The organism is Coprococcus aceti (genome assembly GCF_025567285.1).
Classification (GTDB): Bacteria; Bacillota; Clostridia; order Lachnospirales; family Lachnospiraceae; genus Coprococcus; species Coprococcus aceti.
This window is the reverse complement of the sequence record NZ_JAOQJT010000012.1, coordinates 46,812-73,750: the sequence shown is the minus strand read 5'-3', so window position 1 is coordinate 73,750 and position 26,939 is coordinate 46,812. Positions and strand designations below refer to the sequence as shown.

The window sequence follows — 26,939 nt, the reverse complement described above, 5'->3', positions numbered from 1 at the left end:
AGGTTAATACACAAAAAATAATAGAAGGTGCGGCAGCCTTCCATTATTTTTCATTATTTTGTCTATTTCAAGCATTTTATATAATTTATCCGTGCAGCAGTCTACTCATGATATGTTATTATCAGCCCATCTTTTCCCATATAATAGCTGCACAGCCCGCTTGCAGGTACGACGCTCACATCCGTGTCGAGCCATTCAGCCTTGATAAGATGCCCCAGCTTTTCTGCTCCCTCCTCATTCATACAGTGGCTTATGACCAGCTCTCCCCCTGCAAATCCCGTCTCCCGGAGAGTATCTATCAGCTTATCATATGTCTTCTTCATACCTCTGAATTTGTGTCTGAGTTCAATTCGTCCACCAGGTGATGCCACACCTATTGCGGATATATTGAATCTATGAGCCGCATAACCCACAAGCTTATTTAATCTGCCCGCCTTTATCAGGTTGTCCAGACTCCCCAAGGCAAACATCACCTGAGTCTCCTTCACTGCTTTGTCGGCAGCACTTACTATGGCATCAAATGAATCACCTTCATGAATACCTTCATATATTATATTTGTCAGCTGTTCCGGGAGCCCCCCGGCACCACATGTGTTTATCACCGCAATATTCCTGTCCGGATATTTCTCAAGCGCCATATGTCTTGCAGCTATGGCGCTGTTGTAACTTCCCGACAATGCAGCTGACAACGTAAATGCGATAACATTTTCCGCATCCCCCCACGCCTCAAGCCACGCATGGGGTGAAGGGCAGCTAGTTCTTCCGCCTGACCGGCAATTTGCAATATGTTCAAGCATCTTCTCTATATCTATACCCGGTTCGTCTATATAATCTGTGTTATCAACAGATATTACAAACGGAACCTCAGCATAATCTATATCTATATCTATTCCAGCCAGTCCATCCGATTCATCCGGCACAAGCAGACTGCAGCCGGAATCCGAAACCAGTTTCCATCCATGATCATTTCTTTTCATCTCAACAACACCTCCATGCACAATATGCATCACACAAGTATTATTAGATATTTTTTCTGTATTTATACATTTTAGACATTTTTTCTGGGAGTATAGATTTTAAAAAAAAGGTATGATCAAGCTGCACTCAACGCAACCTGATCATACCTTTTATTTATTATATAAATTATCAATTCTTAACCTTAACAACATCCTTCTTCCTGTACTTCTTCACCTCATACAGCTTCTCATCTGCCATAGTCATGGCATTCTGAAGACCTTTCTTGTTATATTCTACGATCTGACAGTTTCCAAGCGATACACTCACTTTATAAGGCTTATCACAGTGCTCATTGAACTTCTCAAATGAACTGTATACTTCCTCAGCAAATGCATCTGCAGCGTCAGAGTCCTTAAGGCCGAGTACAAGACAGCAATACTCGTCGCCGCCTATTCTGCCTACGATTCCATTATCGCCTACAGATTTGATCAGAATATCTCCTATGGTTTTAAGAGAGAAATCACCCTCATCATGTCCATATCTGTCATTGATGATCTTGAGACTGTTCATATCAGCGTAGAATACCGTAGCCGTCCTTTTCTGCTCCTCACATTCCTTGAGCAGCTGTAATGATCTGTCAAAGAAACCTCGTCTGTTCATGATTCCTGTAAGGGGATCCTGTTTTGACAGATTGTCAAGCATAATGTTGTTTTTTTGCAGGATCGCCATACTCTCCTCAAGGCGCTTCATGATCTCCTCGTTCGTCTTGAGCAGATTGATCATCTTGACAGCAGCTGAGACCTGGTTTCCAAGAAACTCCCCATTCACCAGAACTCCTTCCGTGAGATCACACAGAAGAACTCCATAGAGTATTTCGTTGGAATACAGCGGCAAGAGTACATATATTCCAGCTCCTTCCACACCGAGGCTCTCAAAATCATAAAGATTTGATGATGACACCTTCTGGTTCACAGTGATCACACTGCTGACCTTCTCTTTAAGATCCTTAGTCTTGAGATATAACTGGTCAGGCAGTTCAAATGGCTCACCGATCAGATGTATTATTGGCTCTTTATATAAGAATATAAATGCATTCTCTATGTCCAGCCAGTCCATGGTGCCAAGAATCTCTCCATAACTTCTGTCGTTGCCTCTGTCAAAGCTCAAGACCTTCTGGATAAATGTTTTCATCTTGAACTGAGTCTTATTCCGCTCTTCCCACTGCTCTGAGAGCATATGGTTCATTGAGAGATATCCCTCAATGACATTCTTACTACGTTTTCTTGATCCGCCTTTTTTACAAAATGAATCTCTTCTGATAAACTCAGTAGGAAGTATCTTACTCTCAACCTGCTTGCCATCAATGAGCCTGACCATAAGATTTACAGCCTCTGAGCCAAGTTTTCCCGCGTCTGCACGCACAGTCGAAAGCGTCGGATATATCTGTGTAGCCCACTCAATATCATCGTAACCCATGACTGATATATCTCTTCCCGGCAGAATGCCCCTCGCCTTAAGTTCTTCATAAAAACCAGATGCACAGGAATCATTCACACAGAACACTCCCTGCATGTCCGGATTCCTGTCCAGAATATCTCTGAAAACCTCTTTTGATTCCGATGTAAGATTGCCCTCCACATAAAGTCCCGGATCAAACTCTATTCCATGAGCCTCAAGCACCTCAATGTAGGTTCTCCTTCTCTCCTTTGCATCATAATTGGAGTCCGGACCGCCTATCATGCCTATTCTTGTATAACCAAGTTCCTCGATCATGTAATTGAGTCCTTCTCTTATGCCTGCTCCATTGTCATATCTGACACAAATCTGATCCGGCTCATCTGCAGCCACTATCACGCACGGCATCTTCAGATATCTTTTCATAAATTCGCTGATACGCTCCTTGGTTGCAAAGCAGCCAATACAACTCGATGCAACAATAACGCCGTCCAGATTCTCCTTTGTAGCATAGGAAAACAGTGTCTGATACTGATATTCATAATATATATCTGACGTTTCTGGGTATTCCCGGTCAAGAAACTTACCCGGAATAACAACTATATTGACATCAAGCGTCTTTGCCCTCTCTATAACCCCATGACAGAGCAACCTTGTAAAATCATCCGTGATTCCGCCTACCAGAACACCTATCGTCTTTCTCTTCATAACTATCCCCCTTGACATTCTCTTCCAAAGGCAGGATCTTACTTGCTGACTGTGGATGCTACGATCTCCATATTACCCTCAAACACTGGGTTGCTGTATCCGTTTGGCAGGATAAAGTGATCCCCCTTCTTTATAGTGTTTCCATCCACTGTTCCACTTCCCGCAACTACAGACATGATAAGGAATGGCTTGTCGCCCACATTCAGCTCTGCCTTTCCCTCAACATCCAGCTTGTATACTGTGTAATACTTACAGCTTATAAGCTCACAGAGTTCATTTGCCTTATCTGCCTTTACACTTATAACGCTGTCCTCAACCGGCTTTGCAGGAACTGTTATAACATCTATGCTCTGCTTTACGTGCAGATCTCTAGGCTTTCCATTGCTCAGTCTGTCATAATCATAAACTCTGTATGTGATGTCACTGTTCTGCTGTGTCTCGAGAAGTGTAATTCCTCCTTTGATCGCGTGTACTGTACCGGGATCTATCTGAATGAAATCCCCCTTCTTAACAGGGATCTCTCTGATAAATTCCTTCCATTTCTTACCTTCGATCATATCACATAATTCTTCCTTTGTCCTTGCATTATGACCGATTACAAGTGTTGAATCTTCCTTGCAGTCAAGAATATACCAGCACTCCATCTTGCCAAATGAACCATTCTCATGTTCTGCTGCGTATGCATCGTCCGGATGCACCTGAATACTCAGATCATCTTTTGCATCGATTATCTTTATAAGCAGTGGGAATCTGACACCGTCTATGCCGCCAAACAGCTCTCTGTGGCTGTCCCATAAGTCGGCAAGCGTCTGACCTGCAAACTCGCCATTTTTCACTGTACAGTTGCCATTCTCATGTGCCGCAACTCCCCAGCACTCGCCTATATCATCGCCCTCAACATCATATCCGTATTCTTCTCTGAGCTTTGTACCGCCCCAGATATTGTGCGTAAACACGGGATTTAAAAAAAGTATTTCCTTGTTCATTGTCATTTTCCTCCTTTTGACGTACGGCAATTGTGTGCATATCCGTACGGTGTACACATCCGACTTGTCTGGCTCGGAACGCTCCCGCTCGTTTCGCCCTGCAGCGGATACTAAGATGCCGCTAACGCGCCATCTAAGTACCGGCGGGCTCAAATGTCCGAACCATGACAATGTCGAATATGTACACCTGTTACTGATTACACCATTCCCCAATTGCCTGTTCTATATAAGACGTTGAAGGAATCATATTTTTACATTGACTATGACTTCTTCACTCGTCATTTCCATGATAATGTATGCCACTGTTATTTTATTGCATCTGTTGCCTTTTTCTATACATCAGAGTCCTTTTCCCGGCTTATTAGATCCAAAATCTGTCATATGATTGCCAAAGCTCTCAGAACCAAATTCAGCCCGGCTTACTGCCAGGCTGTCATAGTCTAAAAGTTTTGGCAATCACCTGCCATTACATTTCTTTTTAGAGGGGCCCCGAAGGCGGCGGGCACCGCCTTGGGAAATGAGAAAAAAATAATACAATTGCCGCGTATGAGTAGGGGCTCATAGCGATCTATAACTAACTATCTTCTACCGATCTCGGTATCAGAAGTTGTTACCACACTGTGTGACTTGATATAATCTACGATCTCATCAAGCTTTGTGAACGCAAGGCCAACATAGCTGTCAGCTGCACCGTAGTAAATGGCGATCTTTCCAGACTCGCTGTCGTGAATAGTAGCACATGGGAAGCATACATTAGGAACAAATCCACGCTCCTCGTACCACTCTTCCGGTGTGAGAAGGAAGTTCTCACACCGATACTTAACGATCGATGGGTTGTCGATATCAAGGATTGCTCCACCGATTGAGTATACATAACCGTTACATGTTCCCGCTACTCCATGGTAGAATAACAGCCATCCTTCAGAAGTCTCAATAGGGGCTGCACCGCCGCCAATCTTGAGTGACTCCCACCACTCGCTGCTCTTGCCCATGACATGTCTGTGCTTACCCCAGTAAACCATATCAGGACTCTCACTTACGAATATATCACCAAATGGTGTGTGTCCACTGTCACTTGGGCGTGACAGCATCACGAAATTACCGTTGATCTTTCTTGGGAAGAGAACTGCATTTCTGTTAAATGGAAGGAATGGGTTCTCGATTCTCACAAATGTCTTGAGATCCTTTGACTTTGCGATGCCTATCGCTGCACCATAGAAATCCTGGCACCAGATTGCATAATATGTATCCTCTACCTTTACAAGTCTTGGATCATATGCGTATATAGGCATGAACTCTTCACCGTTCTCATCAACAAACTTGATCTTCTCCTCGCTGATATTCCAGTGGATAGCATCCTCGCTCTCTCCGAGGTAGATGTATGGAATTCCATTCACCTGCTCGCCTCTGAATACTCCGACAAATTTTCCCTCAAATGGAACTACCGCACTGTTGAATATTCTTGCAACACCCTTTGCCGGGTTCCTTCCTATTATAGGATTCTCTGTATATCTCCAGATTGGAGCGTCATGATTGTCATTTGCCGGTCTGTCCTGCCATGGCACGTTTGGCACAGGCTCGCTGAACATTTTTACTTCTGACATAAGTACCTCTTTCTTCCGGCATCTTAGCCGGATTTTTTATTTTATTATCACGTTATATGGTATCTGCACAGGCAAAGGGCATACTAACCAACGTGCTGTTTCATCTGGCAGCCCATATATTATACTTTCTTACTTGTCTGTATTCTTAAGAAACTCCAGGTTCTTCCTGATAAGCTCACATCTCTGTGCTACGCACTCTACACTTCTTCCCGGATCAGATGGTGTGTTGAATACATAATCGATAAGTCTGTCAACTGTTGTTGTTGCAACATGCATTCTTGTATCGCTTGATGCGTAGTAGATGAACACTTCGTTGTTCTCGTTTACGATGGCGCCATTTGTGAATACAACGTTGGATACATCGCCGACTCTCTCCTCACCACGAGGTCCGATGAGCATTCCTGATGGCTCAGCGATAACCTTTGAAGGATCATTGAGGTCTGTTGCAAATGCGTAGAGTACATATCTAAGACCGGCAGCTGTGTTTCTCACACCATGTGCGATGTGGATCCAGCCCTTGTCTGTCTTTATAGGAGGTGCACCTGCACCGTTCTTTGCCTCTGTTATAGTGTGGTACTTACGAAGACTTGTCATCTTCTCCTCGTCTATAACCGCATGCTCTATATCATCACAGAGACCGAATCCTATTCCGCTGCCGCTTCCTGTCTCGATGAAATCATCCATTGGACGTGTATAGAATGCGTACTTGCCATCCACAAATTCAGGGTGAAGTACAACATTTCTCTGCTGTGGGGAACGAAGAGTCTTGAGGTTGTCAAGGCGCTCCCAGTGCTTTAAATCCTTTGTTCTCACGATACCTGCTGCTGCAACTGCTGCTGAGAGGTCATTTACAGTTGTATCCTTGCTCTCTGAACAGAACACACCGTAGATCCATCCATCCTCGTGCTGTGTCAGTCTCATATCATATACATTTGTCTCCTCCGGACATACATCGTCCAGAAGGATTGGATAATCCCAGAAACGGAATCCATCGATACCGTTGTCACTCTCAGCTACGCCGAAAAATGACTTTCTGTCATTTCCCTCTATTCTTGCGACAAGATAATACTTGCCGTTCAGGTAGATAGCGCCTGAGTTCATGACAGCATTAACTCCGAGACGCTCAATGAAGTATGGATTTGTCTCAGGGTTTAAGTCATATCTCCATGTGAGAGGTATCATCTCTCTTGTGAGTACAGGGTACTCATATCTGTCATAGATTCCATTATAGAAATCTGTCTTCTTATTCTTTCTCTCAAGAAGCTTGTTCAGTTTGTCAAGCTCTACATAATATTTCTCATTCATCATTTAGGCATTCTCCTTATAATTTGAAAGCAATTGAACGCTATCTACTTGCCGTCAGCGAGTCTGCTCATAATCTCAAGACACATTCTGCCGTTGTGGTATGGGCACTTCCATGGCTCAACTATAGGACGTCCGACTCTCGGTGTTCCATCTGCATTCAGATCCCAGAACCACTCTGATCCCGGTCTCTTGTCAATAAAGTATTCCTTTATGTACTCCCAGACTTTCTCGGCAGCCTCGTAATACTTCTTATCACCTGACTTTTGATAAGCATTTATAAATCCTACTATTGATTCTGCCTGAACCCACCATACTCTTACCGTGTATGGCACGCCCTTTTCACATTCTGTCAGAACTGAATGTCCATCGAAAGCAAGCTCATATATCTGCTCTGCAAGGATATCTGTTATCTTTGTGATCTTCTCTGTGTACTCTGCCTCTCCAAGCACCTCGGTCGCCCTGTCCAGAAGCCATGATGTCTCAATGTCATGTCCGTATGAGTACAGATCAATCAGAGAGTTATAATCCTTATCAAAGAACACTTCCTGTCTCTTAAGCTCCGGATTGTATACCTTATCAGCAAATACATCGAGCAGCCATTCCAGGCGCGCCTTTACCTTGGAATCCTTGGATACCTTATAAAGTTCTGTGTAAGCCTCAAGTGCATGGAGCAGTGTGTTCATTGTTCTCTCTGCGAGAACACCATTCTCAGAAAGCTTATCATTTGACTCCGGCTTGAACTCTCTTGTAAATGCCTCGAGATAGCCACCTTCGTCAGTACATTTCTCTTCTATTGTATGGAAAAGCTGCAGGGCCAGGTCCAAAGCTTCCGAATCACCGGAAGCTTCGTAATAGGCGGATAAGGCATATATACTAAATGCCTGATTGTAGGTGTGTTTTGTCGTATCTTTGGGTGAACCATCGTAATTCATGGACCAATATATTCCGCCATATTCCCTGTCTATACAATATTCTTTCAGAAATTCATATCCATGAGCAGCCTCATCTAGAAGCTTCGGGTCCTTGAGTGCCTTATACGCACTTGCGAAGAACCAGGTAATTCTACTGTTAAGAATACAACCCTTCTCAGCCTTTTTATCAAGGTTGAGGTCATAATCCATATACCCATAAAATCCGCCGTACTCATCATCCCCCAGGGCCTCCCAGAATGGGATGATAGCATCTATTAATTCTTTTTGAATTTCATTTCTCATATTCATGAACTCTCTTCTTCTAATAAATTATTAACCCTTTACAGCACCCTGTGTAATACCACTGTAGATCTGTTTCTGACAGCAGATGAATACTATAAGTGCCGGTATGATCGATATGATAACACCTGCACATATCAGGTTGTACTGGCTGCCCATAGGTCCTACGAACTTGTAAAGTGAGATAGCCATTGTCTTGATCTCCGGGCTTATGAGGTAAAGGTTTGCAGCGTAGTACTCGTTATAGATTACAACGCCTTTCAGTATACAAGCAGTAACGATAGCCGGCTTGAGAAGTGGAAGTATGATCTTCCAGTAGATGGTCCAGTATGATGCACCATCCACGATAGCTGACTCGTCAAGAGATACTGATATGTTCTCCATAAACTGTATAAAGATGTAGATCGAGATAACATCTGTACCACAGCTCATGATGATGTAACCATATAAGTGATCTATGAATCTCAGATCACCCATGATGTTGTAGACTGTAACCTGCATAGCAACTGCAGGGAGCAATGATGCCACAAGGAAAAGTGTTCTGATAAAGCCGTTTCCCGGGAACTTGAATCTGTTAAGCACATATGCAAGCTGTGTTCCTATTACAACTGACACGATAAGTACGCATACCATGACTATTACTGAGTTGAGGAATGCACGTCCCATGTTGGCAGTCGTGAATGCCTTTACAAAGTTGCTGAAGTTCAGAAAGCTTTCAGGAAGTTCCATTACTGAAGTAGCCTTATACTCATCTGTTGTCTTGAAGGCTGTTGTAACACATGATATAAGAGGTACAACCGCACACAGTGAGAAGAATATGAGTACAAAGTACTTGAGGAAACCTCTTACATAATATCCAACGGTTCGTTTTTCTTTTATTGGTGCTATGCCTGGCACATCTGTCTTTCCTCTTGCCATGTTACTTGCCCCCCTTCGCAGAAGCAGCCATCTGCTTCACGTATTTCTTGGTATCTCTCTCCTGTTTCTTGCGAAGCTTCTTTGCCTTATAACTCTCATCATCTGAGCTTGAATCCTTGAAGATGTACTCAAAGAACAGCTTCTGAAGCGCAGCACATATAAGTATGATAAGGAGAAGTACAACTGCCATTGCTGAAGCAAGACCGACCTTCTGGCTTGTATGTGCTATCTTGTTCATGATGATGAAGTAAGTACCTGTTCCGTTTGCACCTGTTGTGATAACGAAAGGCTGCTCGAAAGCACTGAGTGATCCTGTTATTGCTAAAATTACATTTAATGTAACGATTGTCTTGATACTTGGCAGTATGATATATCTAAACTGCTGGAATTTATTTGCACCATCAAGCTCTGCCGCCTCATAAAGTTCTGCATCTACCGACATGATAGCTCCAATGAAGAGAACCATCATCTGTCCAAGGTATCTCCAGACCGAGGTTGAAACCAGTGTCCAGTTGTTGACACTCTGGTCTTTGAGCCAGTATGGAAGGTTGTCTAAGCTAAATCCACACAACTGAAGGATTGAATCAAACACGAATCCTCTTGTGAAGAAGAATTTGAAAATGAAACCTACAGCGATACCACTGATAAGATAAGGGAAGAAAATAAATCCCTTGAAAAGGTTACCACCTTTTACTTTGAAACTCAGAAGAGTTGCAAGGAAAAGTGCAAGCACTAACTGTACAAGTGCTCCTACGATGTAATACAAACTGAGCTTTAATGCACCAAAACAGTCTTTTCTTGTGAACACATCGATATAATTTGCTAATCCTACGAATTCTCTCTTTTCTACAGGCGTCGTATATTTCATCTTGTAGAAACTAAATTTAACCATCTCTCCGAATGGTATATATGTAAATACTAATAGCAAAAGCAATGGGATAATTGCGAAGGCTGCGCATATTATAACCTGCTGCCCCTTCCTGCTTGACGCCCATTTACCAAAGCCGGATTGTTTTTTGTTAGCCATACTCATTCCACCGCCTTTTTTTAATAAACCGGGGCGGGCAATCCCACCCCGGTCTGTAGCTTATTCTTACTTGTTATAATAGAGTCTTTATTACTTCTCAGTAACTTCGATTCCTAATGACTCCTGAGCATCTGACCACTTCTGGTTCCACTCAGCCATGATATCGTCGAATGACATGTCGCCGTTTGCAGCATGCTCGATGATGGCCTGGATCTTGTCGTTACCACCATTGCTTACGTTAAGCTCTGACTCTGAGTTGAGCTGGTTGAGATAATCCTCCTCGCCCTCAAGAGCTGCCTCGTCTGCAACGAAGTCAACACCGTCGAATGAGATCTTTGACTCTGAACCAGGAACAAGTGCAAGTGAATCCTCGTTGTAAGCATATCCTGACTTCTCTGTCATCCACTTAACAAATACAAGAGCTGCCTGTTTCTCATCATCTGAAGCGTTTACGTTGATACCGTAGCAGTAATCTGCACCTGATGAAGCGTACTGCTTACCATTTACTGAGATAGGGAAAGGAATGTATCCTATATCGTCTGCGTTAGGTCCGCCTGCTTCCATCTGTGGGTATGCCCATGAACCAAGTACCATACATCCGATCTCGCCGTTGTTGATCATTCCTTTACATGACTCCCAATCTGTTGTTGAGTAATCATCCTCTGTAAGTCCCTGTGATACTGCATCGTAAAGAATCTTATATACTGCATAAGCATGTGTATCGTCGCCATAGTTCTTGAACGGATCCTTTGTATGGGCTAACTTCTGGTTCTTGTATGTAGCATCGCCTGTTGCTGTGATTGAGATATAATCATCCCAAGCTCCCATTGTCCAGCCTGCTGCATAGTTTGTGTAAAGTGGAATACAATCCGGATTCTTATCCTTGATTGCCTTGAGTGCCGCGATGAACTCCTCTGGTGTCTTAGGTACGTCTGTTACACCTGCATCAGCAAATACCTTCTTGTTGTATACGATACCCTGTGTTGTAGCTGCAAGAGGTACACCATATACCTGACCCTGATACAGCCATCTGTTTGAGTAATTTACAAGACTGCTCATTGTATCATAATCGCCAAATGACATGAAATATGTTGAAAGGTCTGCCATGTCAACTGCCGGGATACACATTACTGTCTCGTAGTTTCCTGACTGAAGATGTGTAAGAGCATCTTCTGCATAGTTTGTATCTGTGATAACATCAACCTTGATGTTTGGATACTCCTTGTTGAAGTCCTCAAGATACTGCTTCCAGTTCTTTCCGCCGTAGTCATCTGAGTCCATATCAGTTCTGTTGTTGTAGAACTTGATCTCCGCTGAAAGATCTGTGAAGTCTGTTCCTAACTGGATGTCTGCATATGACTTGATTCCCTCAGCATCAGCTGTTGTGTCATCTGCTGAATCACTTCCTGCTGCCTCTGTGGCAGCCTTTGTTGCCTCTGTTGTGTCCTTGTTATCGCTGTCTGAGCCTCCACAACCTGCAAGTGATGCTGCCATAAGACCAGCCATTGCGATACATGCAATACGCTTTGATTTCATAGTTTTGTCCTCCTTAAAACCTTCTTTGTTTTTAACTTTATATTAAGTATACATTAATTTACTTTTTAGTCATCACTCAATTTTGTTTTTAATCACAGTATTTTGTACTTTTCGTTAATTTTACCATTATCATTATTTTTTTTCAATATCACATAGGCATTTTATCTATATATTTTTATCTTTAATTAGTATTTTATTGTTTTTTTAGCTAATTAACCACTAATTTATATCGCTTTTAGCTTGTGATGATTGTTTAATAATTGTATTATTATGGATAGGAGGTGGTTTACATGTTAGCTAAAGAATTAATTTCCTGCACTGTACCGTCAGGTTACAATATTCAGAAAGATATTGAGAACGCAAGATTCCACAGCGCGTTCTTTACATATGAAGAATCAATGATTAACGATGGCCTGATTCATCTTCTGGCCAACGGCGATATTTCTTTTGCTTATTCATGCAGTTATACCTTCTCTTTCATTCCGTGTTACCATTTCTTCTATATATATGAAGGAACTCTTACAGTAACATCGGGCAGCAGCAAATCATCATATTCCAAGAATACAGCCGCGCTTTTTGAGGCAGGATCAGAAATAACATACGCCACGAACGGCAAGTGTCGTTTCTACGATGCATTCATCCTCGGAGCTCCGCTTCGCCTGTATCACGAGTTTCTCCCCGAATCCATATATTATAAAAAGGACTCTGCCGGAGCCTCTGTACTCTGGAGCCATCTTTCACTGATAAGCAGACTCCAGGGGGAGTTGTCTGCCACCGATATTTTCAGAATTTCCAAATGGTTTAATGATATCCTGACCGAATTATGTGTATTTATTGAAAACTCATCCAAGAAGATGGATTGTGTGCCTTCTTATCTTTTATCGGTAAAGAATCAGATGGATACAAACTACGCCGAACCGATGTCGCTTGATGACCTCGAGGCAACTTACAGGATCAGCAGATACAGGATATGCAGAGAATTTTCATTTCACTTCGGTGAATCACCTATGCGCTATCTCAACAGTCGCAGGATCGATGCTGCCAAAAGGCTCCTTCTCACAACAGATCTGTCCGTCCACGAGGTCGGATCCCAGGTTGGAATCGAGAACACAAACCATTTTATAAATCTGTTCAAAAAAGACACCGGTACAACTCCGCTGTCTTTCAAGCAGGCTGCACCGGTGTCTATTTCCGATTTGCATTACAATTGATATGTAGTTTTATTATCGTTCCATTATCGTTCTATTCTGGCAACGCTATCCTTTACCACGATTCGTCCATCCACGACAAATATGCCATCAGTATATTTTTCGTTGGATATCTTTTTTATAATCTTATGCATGGTTCTCTCTGCCATCTCCTGCATATTGATCTCGTATGTGGTCACGCCTATATCGCAGCTTCCAGGATACATGTAATTATCAAACCCCACAACGGACACATCCTCAGGAACTCTGTAGCCCGCAGCATTGAGTATCTTTATGAGCGTAGCTGCCGCAAGATCACAGTTGCACACAAACGCTGTAGGCATATTCTTTGGAAGTTTAAAACAGTTCTCCTCGTCAAACTGCCCCGTCTTCACATCTCTGTCCGGAATAACCCAGTCTTCTCTGAGCGGAATATCATGCTCCAACAAAGACTTTATATAGCCCAAATATCTGTCAGTTATACTGTTCGTTGAACCTATCGTGCCAACATATGCAATATCTCTATGTCCCATATCATACAGATAATTAGTCAGCATATAGCTTCCATAGAAACTGTTTGCTATAACCGTGTCTATCGGTCTCGAATTGTCATAGTAATCCACATATTCTACAGGAACCTTGGCTGTCTTCTCCAGCTTTTCCAGGTATTCCTTACCCATAGAACCTACAACAACTATTCCATCAACCTTGTCATCCTCCAAGAGCATAGGCATCTCAGCGTTCAATACACTATCTCTGGAAACAAACTCCAGCATAGTAAAGCAGCCTCTTGCCACCGCCTTTTTGTTAAGCACCTGATATAACTGCCAATAGAACGACGGATACTTTCCAAGGTATATCTCTTGAATGAGAACACCAATATTATACTTTTTCTTTGCCGTCTTCTTTCTGATCTCAGATGGTGACTGGTATCCCATCTCATCTGCCAACTGTTTGATCTGTGCTCTGAGTTCCTCGCTGACACCCTTCTGATCTGAAAGTGCCTTTGAGACCGTCACGGTACTCACGCCAACAATGGCAGCTATGTCTCCCAATTTTACTGATTTTGCCATAACTAGTCCTTCTCACTCTATTTTTACGTGGTTAAACAACTTAATTTTATTTTATTTTTAAGTTAAACTATTGTCAAGCACAAAGTGATAAAGCCTGCTCATATAATCCCCACGCATATCTTCCACAAGCATCCCGGCATTCATCAGAAGATCTCCCCCATACACTTCGTCCGTGCCATCAAGTCTGTAACCAGCAGTCACGTCAAGCCCTAAAAGTTTTATCTTTCTACTGTGTACGTTAGGTCTTCCAAGCACCTGAACGTAAGTCACCAACGCCTCACTCTTATCCTTTGCAACAACCATCCAGCAATCATACAGTCCATTTTCCCTGTACGATGCAACCCTATAATAATCACCCTCCCTTACAAGGTCATTATATTTATGATACATAGACACCTGCTCAGGGATCATCGCACGTTCTTCTTCACTTATTTTTGTGATATCGAGTTCATAGCCAAATGTTCCCGCCAGAGCCACATGTGCCCTGGTCATAAAAGGTGTACTCCTTCCAACTGTGTGATTAGGGCAATCCGACACATGTGCGCCCATGGTCGAAAGCGGATATATCAGTTCCGTTCCCTCCTGTATAGAAAGTCTCTCTATGGCATCCGTGTCATCGGAGCACCATATCTGCGGACTGTAGTAAAGCATGCCAGGGTCAAATCTTGCACCACCGCCCGAGCAGTTCTCAAGCAAAAGATCTGGGAAATCGTTAACAAGGCGCTCTTGCAGCTCATATACTCCAAGCACATACCTGTGAGCCAATTCTCCCTGCCTGTCTCCGGTGAATTCTACGCTGCCGATATCCGTGAGCTGTCTGTTCATATCCCACTTAACATACTCAATATTTGCTGATGAGATCACGTTATGCACACATTCATACACGTAGTCTCTAACTTCTTTTCTCGAGAGATCAAGCACGTACTGATTTCGCGATAATGTAGCCGTTCTCTCCGGAACCGCAAACGCCCAGTCGGGATGCTTTCTGTAAAGTTCAGAATCAGGGGAAATCATTTCAGGCTCCATCCATATTCCAAATTTCAGCCCCAGCTTATTCACCTCATCGACAAGATGTTTCAAACCGCCCTTGATCTTGTTTTCATTTACAAACCAGTCTCCAAGACTTGTGGCATCATCATTTCTATGTCCAAACCAGCCATCATCCATGACCAGCATCTCTATTCCATGTTCTGCCGCACTCTTTGCTATCGCAAGGAGCTTATCGGTATCAAAGTCAAAATATGTAGCCTCCCAGTTGTTGATGAGGACAGGTCTCTTCTGGTGAAGATATCTGCTCCTTATCATGTGGCATCTGTAAAAATCATGAAGATTTCTAGTCATCTGTCCAAGTCCATCATGGCTGTATGTAAGCACAACCTCAGGCGCTGTAAACGTCTCTCCAGGCGTGAGCCACCACTCAAATCCCTCTGAATGTATGCCCATGACTGCGCGTATGGAATCAAACTGTGATTTCTCTATCTGTGCGATGAAGTTACCCGAGTACACAAAATGCATTCCATATACATCACCCGTAGTCTGATCTGTCCCCTTTGTCATCCATGCCATAAACGGATGGTCCTGGTGGGATGACTCACCACGGAGAGAGCTTACACTCTGCTTGCCATAAGCTATCGGGCGTCTCTCGATCTGTCTCTCCCTAGCCCATGAGCCATGAAGAGTGAGCATCTCAAAATCCTCGTCATCCATGTCTATACATGCAGAATATACCTTTGTGAGCCTGATATTCCTATCACCTGCATTTTTCACGCTCACACTTCTGGTTATAACATCCTCATCCTCAAACACAGAATATATCAGGTCAACATCAATGCCACATCCCCCATCCATCATATGGACAACGAGAGTCTGAACCTCCTCTTCTCCCGCAAATGATGCCGGAAGGCCACTAATCCCCGGCTTTCCATTTACAATATCGTAATCCACAAATTTCAGATCAACGGTTCTGCTGCCATTTGCGGTCTTTACTGCAATACAACTCTCCCTGTAGTCTCCTATTCCATTTCCGGAATACTCTGTCGGAAATGTGTCCATAAATGAACATCTCTCCCTGTTATTCTTGGACGGAACAAAAGGAGCCTCACACGTTCTCAAAAACTGATCACATTTCTGCGGACGGATCTTCTGTCCATAATATATATGTCCGACAAACCCCTCTTCATCGGCGATTCCGATACGATAACTCGTGTTTCTCGTATCAAGTTCAAATATTCTGTTTGCCTCATCATATCTTATGCTCATATGTATCTATAGTCTCCTCGTTTTATTTATGGGTATCACTCTCTGCTTATGTATTCAAGAAATTCAAGTGCAAGATCCATATTCTTGGCATTCTCGCCAAATCCCACTGCAGCATCCATTTCATACCAGCCGGTATCCTTCACCCAGGAATTATCACCGATCTTTATTCCGACAGGTATCTTCTCACCCGTTTCAATAACCGTTGCATACACAAACGAATCTTTATACTTTTCTTTCAGTTCATCAGTCAGTACCTTATCAAGATCCTGCATATATCCGAACTCTCCAAAACTCATGACAAGGTCTGTGTCGGCAAAGAACACGTCCACCGCATTCGCCATAAATTTGTTCTGTATAAGCTGTAGACTATCCTGACTCATGGCATCATTCGGATCAGTTGACACGCCGATCCCTGTACTTATACTGACATATTCCTTCTCCGCATCAAGACCATTTTCACTTAGGAATTCCTCATAATACGCCTTGTCGTTCGCCGCGGATTCCTGTTGTGTAGTGTTGACCGCAAGGATGTTGAGTGCCGCAGATTCCGCCGTAAAATGTTTTACGACAAGGAATACAACTATGCCCACAACAACAAGTGCAAATAGAGCCTTCGGAGCATAATACTCCAGTATGTATTCCTTTTTCTGCTGTTTGTTCATAAGGCTGAGTTTCTGTTTCTCAGACATATGCTCATCCACATCCAAGACGCTCTCCGGCTCTCGTTTCTCTTTTTCATCGGTTTTCTCATCGATGATATGTCCAGCGATACTTTTTATATTTTTCTTTTCTATTTCTCTCTCTTTTTTTATTTCTTTTTCTATTTCTTTTTCTGGCATATAATCTCCTATACTACTCCTATCCGCGTTTGCCACACACTGCAGTTACTTTATACATTGTAGCATTTTTTAGTTAATTTTTAAACAGATTTTTAGCATTTTTAACTATATTTTACTTTTACAAAAGGGACCTCAGCCTCAAAGCCGAGATCCCTCTTGTTCAGCGCATTGGCTGGAAAGTGCATTTACATGTTAAATTTTGTAGTATATGGAAGGAATGTTTTTTTAGCAGTAAATTCTGCCATATTTTGTGATTGTTTATTTAACAAGCTCCTGCACACATGCTTTCATCTCGTCTATCTTTGACATGGCATTTTTTAGGCTGTTTTCATTCACGCCAAAGTAGAATTTGATCTTTGGTTCATTTCCAGAAGGCCTAACCGCGAACCAGGCATTATTTTCCAGCTCATAGTACAGCACGTTCGACTTTGGAAGGCCCATATTCTCCTCCTCGCCATCAAGCGGCTTGCGGATTCCGCTCACATAGTCCCTCATGCCGATAACCTTGATACCTGCAAAGGTCGTAAGTGGATGGTTTCTGAAGTTCTCCATCATCTCCTTAATCTGTGCTGCACCATCTACACCCTTTAGAGTTATCCCAAACGCACCTTCAAAGTAATAGCCATATTTGCGGTAAACCTCTTCCATGGCATTACAGATGGTTTCTCCCTGCAGCTTATAAAATGCTGCTATTTCACATAAAATGACAACGGCTGCGCAAGCGTCCTTGTCACGAGTGTAGTCTCCTACTAAACATCCAAAGCTCTCCTCCATTCCGAAGATGAACTTGTATGTGTTGTTCTTCTCAAAGAGAAGTATCTGCTCACCTATGTACTTAAATCCGGTGAGTGTCTCTATATATTTCAGGTTGTAATTCTCTGCTATAGCCTTTGTAAGATTGGTGCTGACAACCGTGTTACAGATAGCTCCGTTTGCCGGCAGCTTACCGACTGCCTTCTGCTCACGACATACATACTCTGCTATCAGGGCACCTGTCATATTGGCATTGAAGCGGACATATGGATATGCCGGATCATCTGCAAATTCCGTGTCCTTCCAGATTCCCGTGCTGTCCTTGACGTATATTCCAAGTCTGTCTGCATCAGGATCTGTGGCCATGATAACGTCCGCATCCACCTTCTTCGCCAGGTCTATTCCCATGGCAAATGCTGATGGTTCCTCTGGATTTGGTGACTTGACTGTGCTGAAGTCTCCGTCAGGAACAGTCTGCTCCTCTACAACATATACGTGCTTGAAGCCAAGTCTCTTTAGCACTTCCCTTACAGGTACATTTCCTGTTCCATGAAGTGGTGTGTATACTATCTTGATATCGTCTGCAACCTTCGGAATTATGTCGCCGTGGATGGTCTGCTTTATGAGCGCCTGATAATAGTTCTCATCAACACTTGCAGGAACCATACAGAACAGACCGTCTGCAACCGCCTTGTCCTTGTCCATGGTCTTGACATCCTCATATCTCTCAACATCCGCCACATGCTTCAGGATATCCTGATCCTGAGGGGATACGATCTGGCTGCCGTCCTCCCAGTACACCTTGTAGCCGTTGTACTCAGGTGGATTGTGGCTTGCTGTTACCACGATTCCGGCTATACATCCAAGCTCTCTCACTGCAAATGAAAGCTCCGGTGTAGGGCGGAGTGCATCAAACACATAAGTCTTTATGCCATTTGCATTGAGGCACAGAGCTGATGCCTCTGTGAACTCTGCTGACATATTTCGGCAGTCATGTGCAATTACTACACCTCTCTTAGCAGCCTCAGGGCCAACCTCAAGTATGTATTCTGCAAGGCCCTGTGTAGCCTTTGTAACTGTATATATATTCATTCTGTTGGTTCCAGCACCCATGATTCCGCGCATTCCGCCGGTTCCAAATTTCAGATTCTTGTAGAATCTGTCCTGGATCTCTTTGTCATCATCTGCGATACTTCTAAGCTCTTCCTTGGTCTTCTCATCAAAGCAGTCTGACTCAAGCCAGAACTTGTATTCGTCCATGTAACCCATCTTTTTTACCTCCATCTTGTAATTATTTTTAGTCGCGACCGCGATCTTCGAACCTATTTTCTGCTGACATTTATTTGCCAGCCATTTCGTTTCTTACCAATCATCCCGTTTTACGAAAACATCGCCTTCACATTTACCGCAAGCTCGTCAAGCTGCTCTGCCGCATCCTCCTGAGAACTTCCCTTTACCCCGAGGTAGAACTTGATCTTCGGTTCTGTGCCTGAAGGTCTCACAAGGAACCATGCGCCATCCGCAAGCTGATAATATATCATGTTGGACTTTGGGAGAACTGCCGCTTCGGATTTGCCTGTTGCGGCGTCTGTCTCTGTTCCAAGCTTGTAGTCGTAGATCTTCTCCACGCTGTAAGCGCCGACCTTCTGCACCGGATTATCTCTCAGCGTCTGTATCATAGACTGTATCTTTGCAGCACCCTCGCGTCCGTCAAACTTCATGGTCTGAACCTTCTCTTTGTAGTAACCATATTCCTGCCACAATTCAACCATTCTGTCCCACAGAGTCATGCCACGGTTCTTGTAGTATGCCGCAGCCTCACAGAGAAGCATCAACGTTCCAACCGAGTCCTTGTCCCTTGCATATGTACCAGGCAGACATCCAAATGTATCTTCAAGCCCGAACACATAATTGTGTTCACCTGTCTGCTCATAAGCCCTCATTCTCGATGCTATATTCTTAAATCCGATCAGGTTGTTGCAGTCACAGAAAGTGTCGTACTTCTTACATATCTCCTTGACCATATTGGTGATAACAACCGTAGTTACAATCGCCGGATTCTCAGGCAGTCTTCCGCTCTGGGATCTCTGCATCAGCACGTAATCACAGAGGATCGCACCGAACATATTGCCCGTAAATTCTTTATACTCATTATTCTTGCTGTCATATCCATACATTCCAAGCCTATCCGCATCAGGATCTGTGACAAGAATCAGCTCTCCGCCGACCTTCTTCGCCAGCTCAAGACTCAGGGCATACGCCTCTGCGCCCTCAGGATTTGGGGACTTTACAGTTGGGAAATTACCATCTTGAACAGCCTGTTCCTCAACGACATGTACATCCTTGAAACCAAGTTCGCTGAGAACTCTTGTAACAGGCTTAAGGCCTGTTCCGTGAAGCGGAGAATATACGATCTTCAGATCTCCCGCCTTCTGAATCTCCTCCGGATTCATGACAAGCTTGTGAAGCTCTCCTATATATGCGTCATCGATCTCCTGACCGATCACATTCAACAGTCCTGCATCTATTGCAGCGTCCTTGTCCATAGTCTTAACCATGGAGAAATCTTCTATATTGTTGACCTCTGCAATGATCTCCTTATCCTGAGGAGATACGATCTGGGCTCCATCATCCCAGTAAACCTTATATCCGTTGTATTCCTTTGGATTGTGGCTTGCCGTTATATTCACGCCGATATTGCAGTGCAGATGTCTCACTGCAAATGAAAGCTCCGGTGTCGGGCGGAGCGCATCAAACAGATACACCTTCACGCCATTTGCACACAGGCAGAGAGCAGTTTCAAGCGCATACAGCGAAGCATTGTTTCTGTTGTCAAATGCTATAGCTGCCGACGGCTCTGATATTCCAATCTTCGCCAGGTAGTTAGCAATTCCCTGTGTTGCCATGCGAACCGTGTAAATGTTCATGCGGTTCGTTCCCGCTCCCATCACGCCTCGAAGTCCACCTGTTCCAAACTCAAGGTTTGTGTAAAATCTATCTTCAATCTCCGCTTCATTATCCTTTATGTTTACGAGCTCCTGCTTCGTAACATCATCTACCTGATCGCTGCCAAGCCACATCTCGTATCTCTGCTTTGCGTCCATCTTCTACCCCTTTCCTGACCTCACAGGCCACACAGATTTTTCCTTTTTATCTATCCACAATTTATCTTCCGTTCATTTTATTAGGCTATTTTTAGCTAATTTATTGTTATTTGTATAATATATTAAGCAGTTTTTAAATTCAATATTTAATCTTGCAATTTATATCACTTTGTTGCGCAGATGTATATTGCAGCCGTTTTATTATGGCGGTATTAACTAAAAGAATTATATTTTCTGCAATTGACTTGTAATATAACCGACCTTTTTTATTACTTTACAGAGGCCATTTGTGATCTGCTCAAGATCAACCTGAGCGTTGTAGCCGGATTTGTGTACAGCAAGATCACGGAGGCACAGAAGGATCAGAAGGAGCTCGTAGTCCAGGTGGCATCCAGGGATCTGAAGAGCCGAATGCCGGAGTATGAACTGATCAGGATCATCGGTATACTGATCGATAATGCGCTTGAATCGACCGCCCCATTTGGCACTGCATATTTGTACCTGGACAGCAGGCAGAACCAGATAGAAATAAAAACAAGAAACAAGGGTTCCGTCAAAACCAACGAATTCCGCCAGAATATGTTCTCACCGGGATATACCACCAAAACCGGAGACAGACATGGCCATGGTTACGGTCTCTACAACCTGAAAAAACTGACCGACAAATACAATGGTAAAATATATCTCGACACGGTAAATACCGACCAGGGAGACTACATACAGTTCGACGTAATCGTATAATGACAGCAAAGCGCCGTCCGGTCACCAGACCAGACGGCGCTTTTTTGTATTTGCTATATATTATACTTATGCTACTCTGCCAGCTTGTTGAGCTTCTCAACAAGTGCTGTCTGGAGAGCTTCAAGCTTTGCATCTGCATCATCAAGGCTTGTTCCCTTGATTCCGTAGTACAGCTTGATCTTTGGCTCTGTTCCTGATGGACGTACACATGCCCATGCGCCATCCTCAAGGTCGTAGTAGAGAACGTTGGACTGTGGAAGTCCTGACTCTGTGACCTCTCCGGTGGCAAGATCTGTGATCGTGTTCTTCTCGTAATCACGAACCTTGAGAACCTTGAGTGTATCGATCTGAGTAAGTGACTCAGCTCTGAGTGAGGACATGATCTTGCGGATCTTCTCTGCTCCTGTAACACCCTTGAGCGTTATTGTGTAGAGGCCTTCCTTGTAATATCCGTACTTCTCATAGAGATCAAGCATGTGATCCCACAGAGTGATTCCCTGGCTTTTGCAGTATGCTGCAGCCTCGCAGAGACACATAACTGCAACCGGAGCATCCTTGTCTCTTGCGTATGTTCCAACGAGACATCCGTAGCTCTCCTCCATACCCATTACGAAATTGTATGAATTATTCTGCTCGAAGAACTTGATCTGCTCACCGATGAACTTGAAGCCTGTTAGAACCTCGATGAGGTTGACATTGTAATCTGCAGCCAGTGGATCAGCCATATTTGTGGTTACAATAGTCTTGACCATGGCCGGATTCTTTGGCATGAGACCGCATTTTGTTCTCTCTCTGAACTGGTATTCAGCGATTATAAGTCCTGACATATTTCCTGTAAATGGCATATACTTGCCTGTCTTTGTATCGAGTGCGTATATTCCAAGACGGTCTGCATCAGGATCTGTAGCGAGAACTATGTCCGCATTCTTCTCCTTTGCCAGCTTGAGGGCAAGCTCAAATGCCTTTGGATCCTCTGGGTTTGGATACTCAAGCGTTGTGAACTCAGGGTCTGGAAGCTCCTGCTCAGGAACAATGTATACGTTTTTGAAACCAAGCTCGGACAGAACTCTCTTTACAGGTACAAGACCGGTTCCGTGGAACGGTGTGTATACGATCTTGATGTTCTCTGACTGCTCCTTGATGATCTCGGGATGAATGATCTGCTTCTTGAGTTCCTCCATATACGCGTCATCTATCTCGGCACCTATGATAGTGAGAAGGCCCTTGTCAAGTGCCTCCTGCTTATCCATGGTCTTTACTGTATGGAAATCTGTTACAGCCTTAACCTCTGCGATGATCTCTCTGTCCTTTGGAGCTGTGATCTGCGCGCCATCCTCCCAGTATACCTTGTAACCGTTGTACTCTGGTGGATTGTGGCTGGCTGTTATAACTATACCTGCTGTACATCCAAGCTTTCTGACTGCATATGAAAGCTCAGGTGTAGGTCTGAGTGACTCAAAGAGATATGACTTGATTCCATTTGCACACAGGCAGAGAGCTGCTTCTGCTGCAAACTCTGGAGAATACTTTCTTGAATCGTATGCTATTGCCACGCCCTTGTCCTGCGCATTCTGCTTCACAATGAAGTTTGCAAGACCCTGTGTAGCCTTTCGGACGGTGTAGAAGTTCATTCTGTTGGTTCCCGCGCCTATCACACCTCTGAGTCCACCAGTTCCAAATACAAGATCACGATAGAATCTGTCCTCGATCTCAGCCTCATCATCAGCTATGGCTGCAAGCTCCTTCTTGGTATCCTCATCGAAATAATCATCTGTCATCCAAAAATCATATGTGTCTCTGTAACTCATCTTTCTACTTCTCCTTCTTTTTTCTCATTTAGTATGCCCTTTTATGAACGTTCTGCTGTTTGAGCAATCACTGCTCAGCGCTTCCTATTTTCTCAGGAATTCTAGTGGATCTCCCTCAGCCAGAAAATGTGTCATGAGGTATGCTCCTCTGAGCGACACCTGTTCCTCTGACAGGATTCTTCTGACCTCACCTCGGTCTGCGAGTATGACCTGTATATCCTCTGTGCTCTCCTTGCTGTCGAGATTTGGTGTTCCTGTAACTGTTCCAAATACAGCACTGCTCATCTCATCCGTAAATCCCGGGCCCATATAGAATGGCCTTCTGTAGAGTTTTTCTCCGCCCTCATATACATCAAGGGTAAGCCCTGTCTCTTCCTTCATCTCCCTGACTGCTGCCTGCGCCGGAGTCTCATCTCCGTCCACCAGTCCTGCAGGAAGTTCATATATATACGCATCGAGTGGGTATCTGTACTGCCTTATGAGCACCAGCTTCGGCTCATCTTCCAGCTTAACTCCATATATAACTATTCCTTCCGGTTTTATATCGTGGGTCTTTATCTTGATGTCGTTCTCTTTATTCCTTGAAGCAAAGTAATAATTGAAGTCTTTTCCAGCCGTGTCAACCGCATCTATATGATAGAGGTTGAGGAACGGATTGTCTGTGAGTTTTTGTACGCCTTTGTATTTCTCTTTCACTTCATCACATCCCTTCTGTGTATTTTAATGTATTCAGCCGACCATACATTCGCAAAACCGCACGGTTCCCGTGTTCTTTCGCTGCTGCGCAGCTATTTTGCTCATTGTATGGGGCGGTGACTCTATTCGAGTCACCACAGGATAAGAACACCTGATTCTTACATGCAAGCATGTCGAATCCGCTGTTCTTATCCTGCACGGCTGAATATTTACCTTTATTCAAAATTAGCATAGTTTTTACAATATATCAAATTCTTTTTTAAGTAATTTTATCATTTTTTAGCTATTTTTAATGCTTTTTAGTATATTTGCGTCATTTTGCCATATTTTTCTATGTGATTCCTGGTTTTGATGCAACTATGTTCCTCCTGATTCTGAATATTTTTTACTCAAAAAATCCGGGCACTTTGATCTGCCCGGATTCCAAAAATGTTATGCAATTTATACTCTACTGATTCTCTGTCGATACCAGTTGATATTCTGCATCTCTCAACCTGCAGTAATAAAATGTCTGTCCAGCCTCCTCTGTGTAGGTTTCAAATACTCCCGTAACGATCACCTCACTCTGGTCCGCCGGGTAATCGCCTGGATATACTGCACCTCCACCAAGTTCAAATTCAAGCCCCTGACTGCAGCATGCCAGAGCGTCAGCTATGAGACAATAATTATAATATTTGTCGGTTATTGGATAATAGGATGCATAATACTTTCCTTCTATCCTTATCGTCTTGCCCTCATATTCCTCAGGTTTTGACATCATCTGATATACCGTCGCATATACAAGATCGCTTCCCATAAGTGTGAGATCCACATCCACACCCTCAGACTTGTATTGCGCTATAACTGAGCTGTCTCCATTCACGACCTGCCCATATGTTGGTTCTGATGTCGCCTCAGTTACAGATGCGGATTCTGTCTCTATCGTGGTTTGCATCTCTGTTGTGATCGTCGTCTCTGTTGTGGTCGTCGTCTCTGTTGTGGCTCCCACTGACGACTTACTTTCCACATCACCATCGCCTGTTTTCTGATTAAGCACCCTATCCACTGCATTCTGTGTGTTCAAGCGACTGCCCGCAGTCTGAGATGCTCCACCACAGCCTGTGACAGTCAGCAACATACTAAGCACCAATATTGACATAATCAATCGCTTAAATCTGTGTCTGCATCCATGCATTCTTCTATTTCTATTCATATACATATTCTTATCTCCTCATCACTTTCCCTGCTATACTGTTAAAAGCAAATATAACCATATCACACGCAACTATCGTAGAACCCACCGGTGTTGAAAATAGTATGGATACCAACATTCCAGCCAAAGTTCCCACAACCGAGAGAACAGCTGAATATAATACCACCGACCTGAAGCTATACATAACTCGCATTGCCGAAAGTGCAGGGAATACCAGAAGTGCCGTGATGAGCAGGGAGCCCACCAGGTTCATCGCAAGCACTATTATCACAGCGATTATCACAGCTAGAGCCAGATTATATGCCCCTGCATTTTTCCCGATTGCCCTGGTAAAACTCTCGTCAAATGTGACTGCAAATATCCTGTTGTAGAACAAACAGAAAAACGCTATTACACATATTGACATCACTATACACAGCCACACTTCTCCCATTGTCAATGTAAGTATTGAGGTTGAACCAAACAACGTAGAGCACACATCCCCCGATACATTTGCTGACGTGGAAAATACATTCATTATCAGATAACCTACGGCTAAAGCACCGACAGACATCATAGCTATCGCGGCATCTCCCTTAAGCTTCGCATTTTGTCCCGACATAAGTATGAGAATTGCAGCAGCCACAGTCACCGGCATCACTATGATCGTGTTGTTTGTCAGTTTCAGAACAGATCCTACCGCCATTGCTCCAAATGCAACATGCGAAAGTCCATCGCCGATAAATGAAAATCTTTTCAAAACCAATGTTGCACCGAAAAGTGACGAACACAATGCTATAAGAATACCAACCACAAGAGCATACTTAACAAATGGATACTGCATATAGTAAATTAACTTATCAACAAGCTGCACTCTGTCCACCACCTTTCTCGTATTCTACCGAAATGATGTTCCAATATCTGCTGTTCTTATATTCCTCTCTGCTGCCCCAGAACGAGCCCCCATGATTCATATGAAGCACATGTCTGGCGCAATCTATTGCCCTCAGATCATGTGATATCATGATCACTGCCACACCATTTTCATTTAACTGCTGTATCATCTGATAGAACTGGGCCGTTGCGACAGGATCAAGGCCAGTTACCGGTTCATCAAGCAGAAGAAGGTTCTCAGTTGCACACAGGGCTCTCGCCAGAAGGACGCGCTGCTGCTGTCCTCCCGACAAATGCCTGTAACATTTCCTGCGTATATCCCACATTCCAAGTCGTTCAAGTTGAGATTGTGCAAGCTGCTTTTCCTTTCTGCCATAAAAAGGACGTGCTCCGCACTTAGGCAGCGTTCCCGACAAAGCCACCTCCCATACAGTCGCAGGGAAATCCTTCTGCACAGGTGTCTGCTGCGGCAGATAGCCTATATCACGCGATGTCAAACCATCGCCAAACTTTATCTCTCCTGAAACCGGTTTCAACAGGCCAAGCAGAGTTTTTACCAAGGTACTCTTTCCCGCTCCGTTCTCTCCAACTATACAGAGATAGTCTCCCTTGTCTATACTGAAATTAAGGCCTGACGCAACTGCACGTCCATCATATCCCACTGCCAGGTCTTTGCACGTTATATATGACATTTGTTTTCTCCTATA

General features: G+C 43.7%; 21 protein-coding genes. 2 read left to right on the top strand and 19 right to left on the bottom strand.

The window, feature by feature from the left end; translation table 11 throughout:
• Positions 1 to 101: 101 nt before the first annotated feature.
• The 9 genes from OCV54_RS13370 to OCV54_RS13330 form a co-directional block, all read right to left on the bottom strand.
• Positions 102 to 977 carry a DegV family protein gene (locus OCV54_RS13370; RefSeq protein WP_055224517.1) on the bottom strand — a complete coding sequence of 292 codons (876 nt, stop codon included), beginning with the start codon at positions 975 to 977 and terminating at the stop codon, positions 102 to 104.
• 169 nt (positions 978 to 1,146) lie between these two features.
• Positions 1,147 to 3,120 carry a GGDEF domain-containing protein gene (locus OCV54_RS13365; protein ID WP_242859663.1) on the bottom strand — a complete coding sequence of 658 codons (1,974 nt, stop codon included), beginning with the start codon at positions 3,118 to 3,120 and terminating at the stop codon, positions 1,147 to 1,149.
• A 38-nt stretch (positions 3,121 to 3,158) separates the two neighbouring features.
• The gene (locus OCV54_RS13360) at positions 3,159 to 4,106 is read right to left on the bottom strand and encodes a type I phosphomannose isomerase catalytic subunit (RefSeq protein ID WP_242859662.1); all 948 of its coding nucleotides are present in this window, start codon (positions 4,104 to 4,106) and stop codon (positions 3,159 to 3,161) included.
• A 578-nt stretch (positions 4,107 to 4,684) separates the two neighbouring features.
• Positions 4,685 to 5,710 carry a glycoside hydrolase family 130 protein gene (locus tag OCV54_RS13355; RefSeq protein ID WP_055224512.1) on the bottom strand — a complete coding sequence of 342 codons (1,026 nt, stop codon included), beginning with the start codon at positions 5,708 to 5,710 and terminating at the stop codon, positions 4,685 to 4,687.
• 129 nt (positions 5,711 to 5,839) lie between these two features.
• Positions 5,840 to 7,018, bottom strand: coding sequence for a glycoside hydrolase family 130 protein (locus tag OCV54_RS13350; RefSeq protein ID WP_055224509.1), 1,179 nt, complete (start codon positions 7,016 to 7,018; stop codon positions 5,840 to 5,842).
• Positions 7,019 to 7,059: 41 nt separating this feature from the next.
• On the bottom strand, positions 7,060 to 8,235 hold the full coding sequence (locus OCV54_RS13345; RefSeq protein ID WP_055224507.1) for an AGE family epimerase/isomerase: 1,176 nt from the start codon (positions 8,233 to 8,235) through the stop codon (positions 7,060 to 7,062).
• A gap of 24 nt (positions 8,236 to 8,259) precedes the next feature.
• Complete coding sequence (locus OCV54_RS13340) at positions 8,260 to 9,144, bottom strand: carbohydrate ABC transporter permease (RefSeq protein ID WP_022216162.1); 885 nt, start codon at positions 9,142 to 9,144, stop codon at positions 8,260 to 8,262.
• Position 9,145: 1 nt separating this feature from the next.
• Positions 9,146 to 10,177, bottom strand: a complete 1,032-nt coding sequence (locus OCV54_RS13335) for a carbohydrate ABC transporter permease (protein ID WP_055145382.1) — start codon at positions 10,175 to 10,177, stop codon at positions 9,146 to 9,148.
• Positions 10,178 to 10,261: 84 nt separating this feature from the next.
• Positions 10,262 to 11,707: an ABC transporter substrate-binding protein gene (locus OCV54_RS13330; RefSeq protein WP_055224506.1), complete on the bottom strand. Its 1,446-nt coding sequence runs from the start codon at positions 11,705 to 11,707 to the stop codon at positions 10,262 to 10,264.
• 290 nt (positions 11,708 to 11,997) lie between these two features.
• On the opposite strand from OCV54_RS13330, the gene OCV54_RS13325 reads away from it, so the two are divergent.
• On the top strand, positions 11,998 to 12,918 hold the full coding sequence (locus tag OCV54_RS13325) for a helix-turn-helix transcriptional regulator (protein WP_055224504.1): 921 nt from the start codon (positions 11,998 to 12,000) through the stop codon (positions 12,916 to 12,918).
• 23 nt (positions 12,919 to 12,941) lie between these two features.
• On the opposite strand, the gene OCV54_RS13320 is transcribed toward OCV54_RS13325, so the two are convergent.
• The 5 genes from OCV54_RS13320 to OCV54_RS13300 all read right to left on the bottom strand — a co-directional run bounded on the left by OCV54_RS13320 (position 12,942) and on the right by OCV54_RS13300 (position 20,922).
• Entirely contained in the window at positions 12,942 to 13,967 is a 1,026-nt protein-coding gene (locus OCV54_RS13320; RefSeq protein WP_022216158.1) for a LacI family DNA-binding transcriptional regulator, read from the bottom strand.
• Positions 13,968 to 14,024: 57 nt separating this feature from the next.
• Positions 14,025 to 16,226 carry an alpha-galactosidase gene (locus OCV54_RS13315; RefSeq protein WP_055224502.1) on the bottom strand — a complete coding sequence of 734 codons (2,202 nt, stop codon included), beginning with the start codon at positions 16,224 to 16,226 and terminating at the stop codon, positions 14,025 to 14,027.
• Positions 16,227 to 16,261: 35 nt separating this feature from the next.
• Positions 16,262 to 17,065, bottom strand: a complete 804-nt coding sequence (locus OCV54_RS13310) for a hypothetical protein (RefSeq protein WP_055224499.1) — start codon at positions 17,063 to 17,065, stop codon at positions 16,262 to 16,264.
• 258 nt (positions 17,066 to 17,323) lie between these two features.
• Positions 17,324 to 19,087 carry a phospho-sugar mutase gene (locus OCV54_RS13305; RefSeq protein WP_055224498.1) on the bottom strand — a complete coding sequence of 588 codons (1,764 nt, stop codon included), beginning with the start codon at positions 19,085 to 19,087 and terminating at the stop codon, positions 17,324 to 17,326.
• Between the two features lie 110 nt (positions 19,088 to 19,197).
• Complete coding sequence (locus OCV54_RS13300; RefSeq protein ID WP_055224495.1) at positions 19,198 to 20,922, bottom strand: phospho-sugar mutase; 1,725 nt, start codon at positions 20,920 to 20,922, stop codon at positions 19,198 to 19,200.
• 240 nt (positions 20,923 to 21,162) lie between these two features.
• On the opposite strand from OCV54_RS13300, the gene OCV54_RS13295 reads away from it, so the two are divergent.
• Positions 21,163 to 21,663, top strand: a complete 501-nt coding sequence (locus tag OCV54_RS13295; RefSeq protein ID WP_055224493.1) for a sensor histidine kinase — start codon at positions 21,163 to 21,165, stop codon at positions 21,661 to 21,663.
• Positions 21,664 to 21,734: 71 nt separating this feature from the next.
• Here OCV54_RS13295 and OCV54_RS13290 read toward each other — a convergent pair whose 3' ends face one another.
• The 5 genes from OCV54_RS13290 to OCV54_RS13270 form a co-directional block, all read right to left on the bottom strand.
• A complete protein-coding gene (locus tag OCV54_RS13290) occupies positions 21,735 to 23,471 on the bottom strand; it encodes a phospho-sugar mutase (RefSeq protein ID WP_022216152.1) in 1,737 nt (578 codons plus the stop codon).
• Between the two features lie 84 nt (positions 23,472 to 23,555).
• Positions 23,556 to 24,167 (bottom strand): NUDIX hydrolase, encoded by a 612-nt coding sequence (locus OCV54_RS13285; RefSeq protein WP_055145352.1) that lies wholly within the window; start codon positions 24,165 to 24,167, stop codon positions 23,556 to 23,558.
• A 448-nt stretch (positions 24,168 to 24,615) separates the two neighbouring features.
• Positions 24,616 to 25,359, bottom strand: a complete 744-nt coding sequence (locus tag OCV54_RS13280) for a hypothetical protein (protein WP_156327935.1) — start codon at positions 25,357 to 25,359, stop codon at positions 24,616 to 24,618.
• A 10-nt stretch (positions 25,360 to 25,369) separates the two neighbouring features.
• A complete protein-coding gene (locus OCV54_RS13275) occupies positions 25,370 to 26,182 on the bottom strand; it encodes a metal ABC transporter permease (RefSeq protein WP_055224537.1) in 813 nt (270 codons plus the stop codon).
• A gap of 16 nt (positions 26,183 to 26,198) precedes the next feature.
• Positions 26,199 to 26,924 (bottom strand): metal ABC transporter ATP-binding protein, encoded by a 726-nt coding sequence (locus OCV54_RS13270; RefSeq protein ID WP_055224489.1) that lies wholly within the window; start codon positions 26,922 to 26,924, stop codon positions 26,199 to 26,201.
• Positions 26,925 to 26,939 lie beyond the last annotated feature (15 nt).

Bases quoted from the DNA above. Each gene is read 5' to 3' on its own strand.
- OCV54_RS13370 (WP_055224517.1), bottom strand. From the start codon at position 977: ATGAAAAGAAATGATCATGGATGGAAACTGGTTTCGGATTCCGGCTGC.
- OCV54_RS13365 (WP_242859663.1), bottom strand. From the start codon at position 3,120: ATGAAGAGAAAGACGATAGGTGTTCTGGTAGGCGGAATCACGGATGAT.
- OCV54_RS13360 (WP_242859662.1), bottom strand. From the start codon at position 4,106: ATGAACAAGGAAATACTTTTTTTAAATCCCGTGTTTACGCACAATATC.
- OCV54_RS13355 (WP_055224512.1), bottom strand. From the start codon at position 5,710: ATGTCAGAAGTAAAAATGTTCAGCGAGCCTGTGCCAAACGTGCCATGG.
- OCV54_RS13350 (WP_055224509.1), bottom strand. From the start codon at position 7,018: ATGATGAATGAGAAATATTATGTAGAGCTTGACAAACTGAACAAGCTT.
- OCV54_RS13345 (WP_055224507.1), bottom strand. From the start codon at position 8,235: ATGAATATGAGAAATGAAATTCAAAAAGAATTAATAGATGCTATCATC.
- OCV54_RS13340 (WP_022216162.1), bottom strand. From the start codon at position 9,144: ATGGCAAGAGGAAAGACAGATGTGCCAGGCATAGCACCAATAAAAGAA.
- OCV54_RS13335 (WP_055145382.1), bottom strand. From the start codon at position 10,177: ATGAGTATGGCTAACAAAAAACAATCCGGCTTTGGTAAATGGGCGTCA.
- OCV54_RS13330 (WP_055224506.1), bottom strand. From the start codon at position 11,707: ATGAAATCAAAGCGTATTGCATGTATCGCAATGGCTGGTCTTATGGCA.
- OCV54_RS13325 (WP_055224504.1), top strand. From the start codon at position 11,998: ATGTTAGCTAAAGAATTAATTTCCTGCACTGTACCGTCAGGTTACAAT.
- OCV54_RS13320 (WP_022216158.1), bottom strand. From the start codon at position 13,967: ATGGCAAAATCAGTAAAATTGGGAGACATAGCTGCCATTGTTGGCGTG.
- OCV54_RS13315 (WP_055224502.1), bottom strand. From the start codon at position 16,226: ATGAGCATAAGATATGATGAGGCAAACAGAATATTTGAACTTGATACG.
- OCV54_RS13310 (WP_055224499.1), bottom strand. From the start codon at position 17,065: ATGCCAGAAAAAGAAATAGAAAAAGAAATAAAAAAAGAGAGAGAAATA.
- OCV54_RS13305 (WP_055224498.1), bottom strand. From the start codon at position 19,087: ATGGGTTACATGGACGAATACAAGTTCTGGCTTGAGTCAGACTGCTTT.
- OCV54_RS13300 (WP_055224495.1), bottom strand. From the start codon at position 20,922: ATGGACGCAAAGCAGAGATACGAGATGTGGCTTGGCAGCGATCAGGTA.
- OCV54_RS13290 (WP_022216152.1), bottom strand. From the start codon at position 23,471: ATGAGTTACAGAGACACATATGATTTTTGGATGACAGATGATTATTTC.
- OCV54_RS13280 (WP_156327935.1), bottom strand. From the start codon at position 25,359: ATGAATAGAAATAGAAGAATGCATGGATGCAGACACAGATTTAAGCGA.
- OCV54_RS13275 (WP_055224537.1), bottom strand. From the start codon at position 26,182: ATGCAGTATCCATTTGTTAAGTATGCTCTTGTGGTTGGTATTCTTATA.
- OCV54_RS13270 (WP_055224489.1), bottom strand. From the start codon at position 26,924: ATGTCATATATAACGTGCAAAGACCTGGCAGTGGGATATGATGGACGT.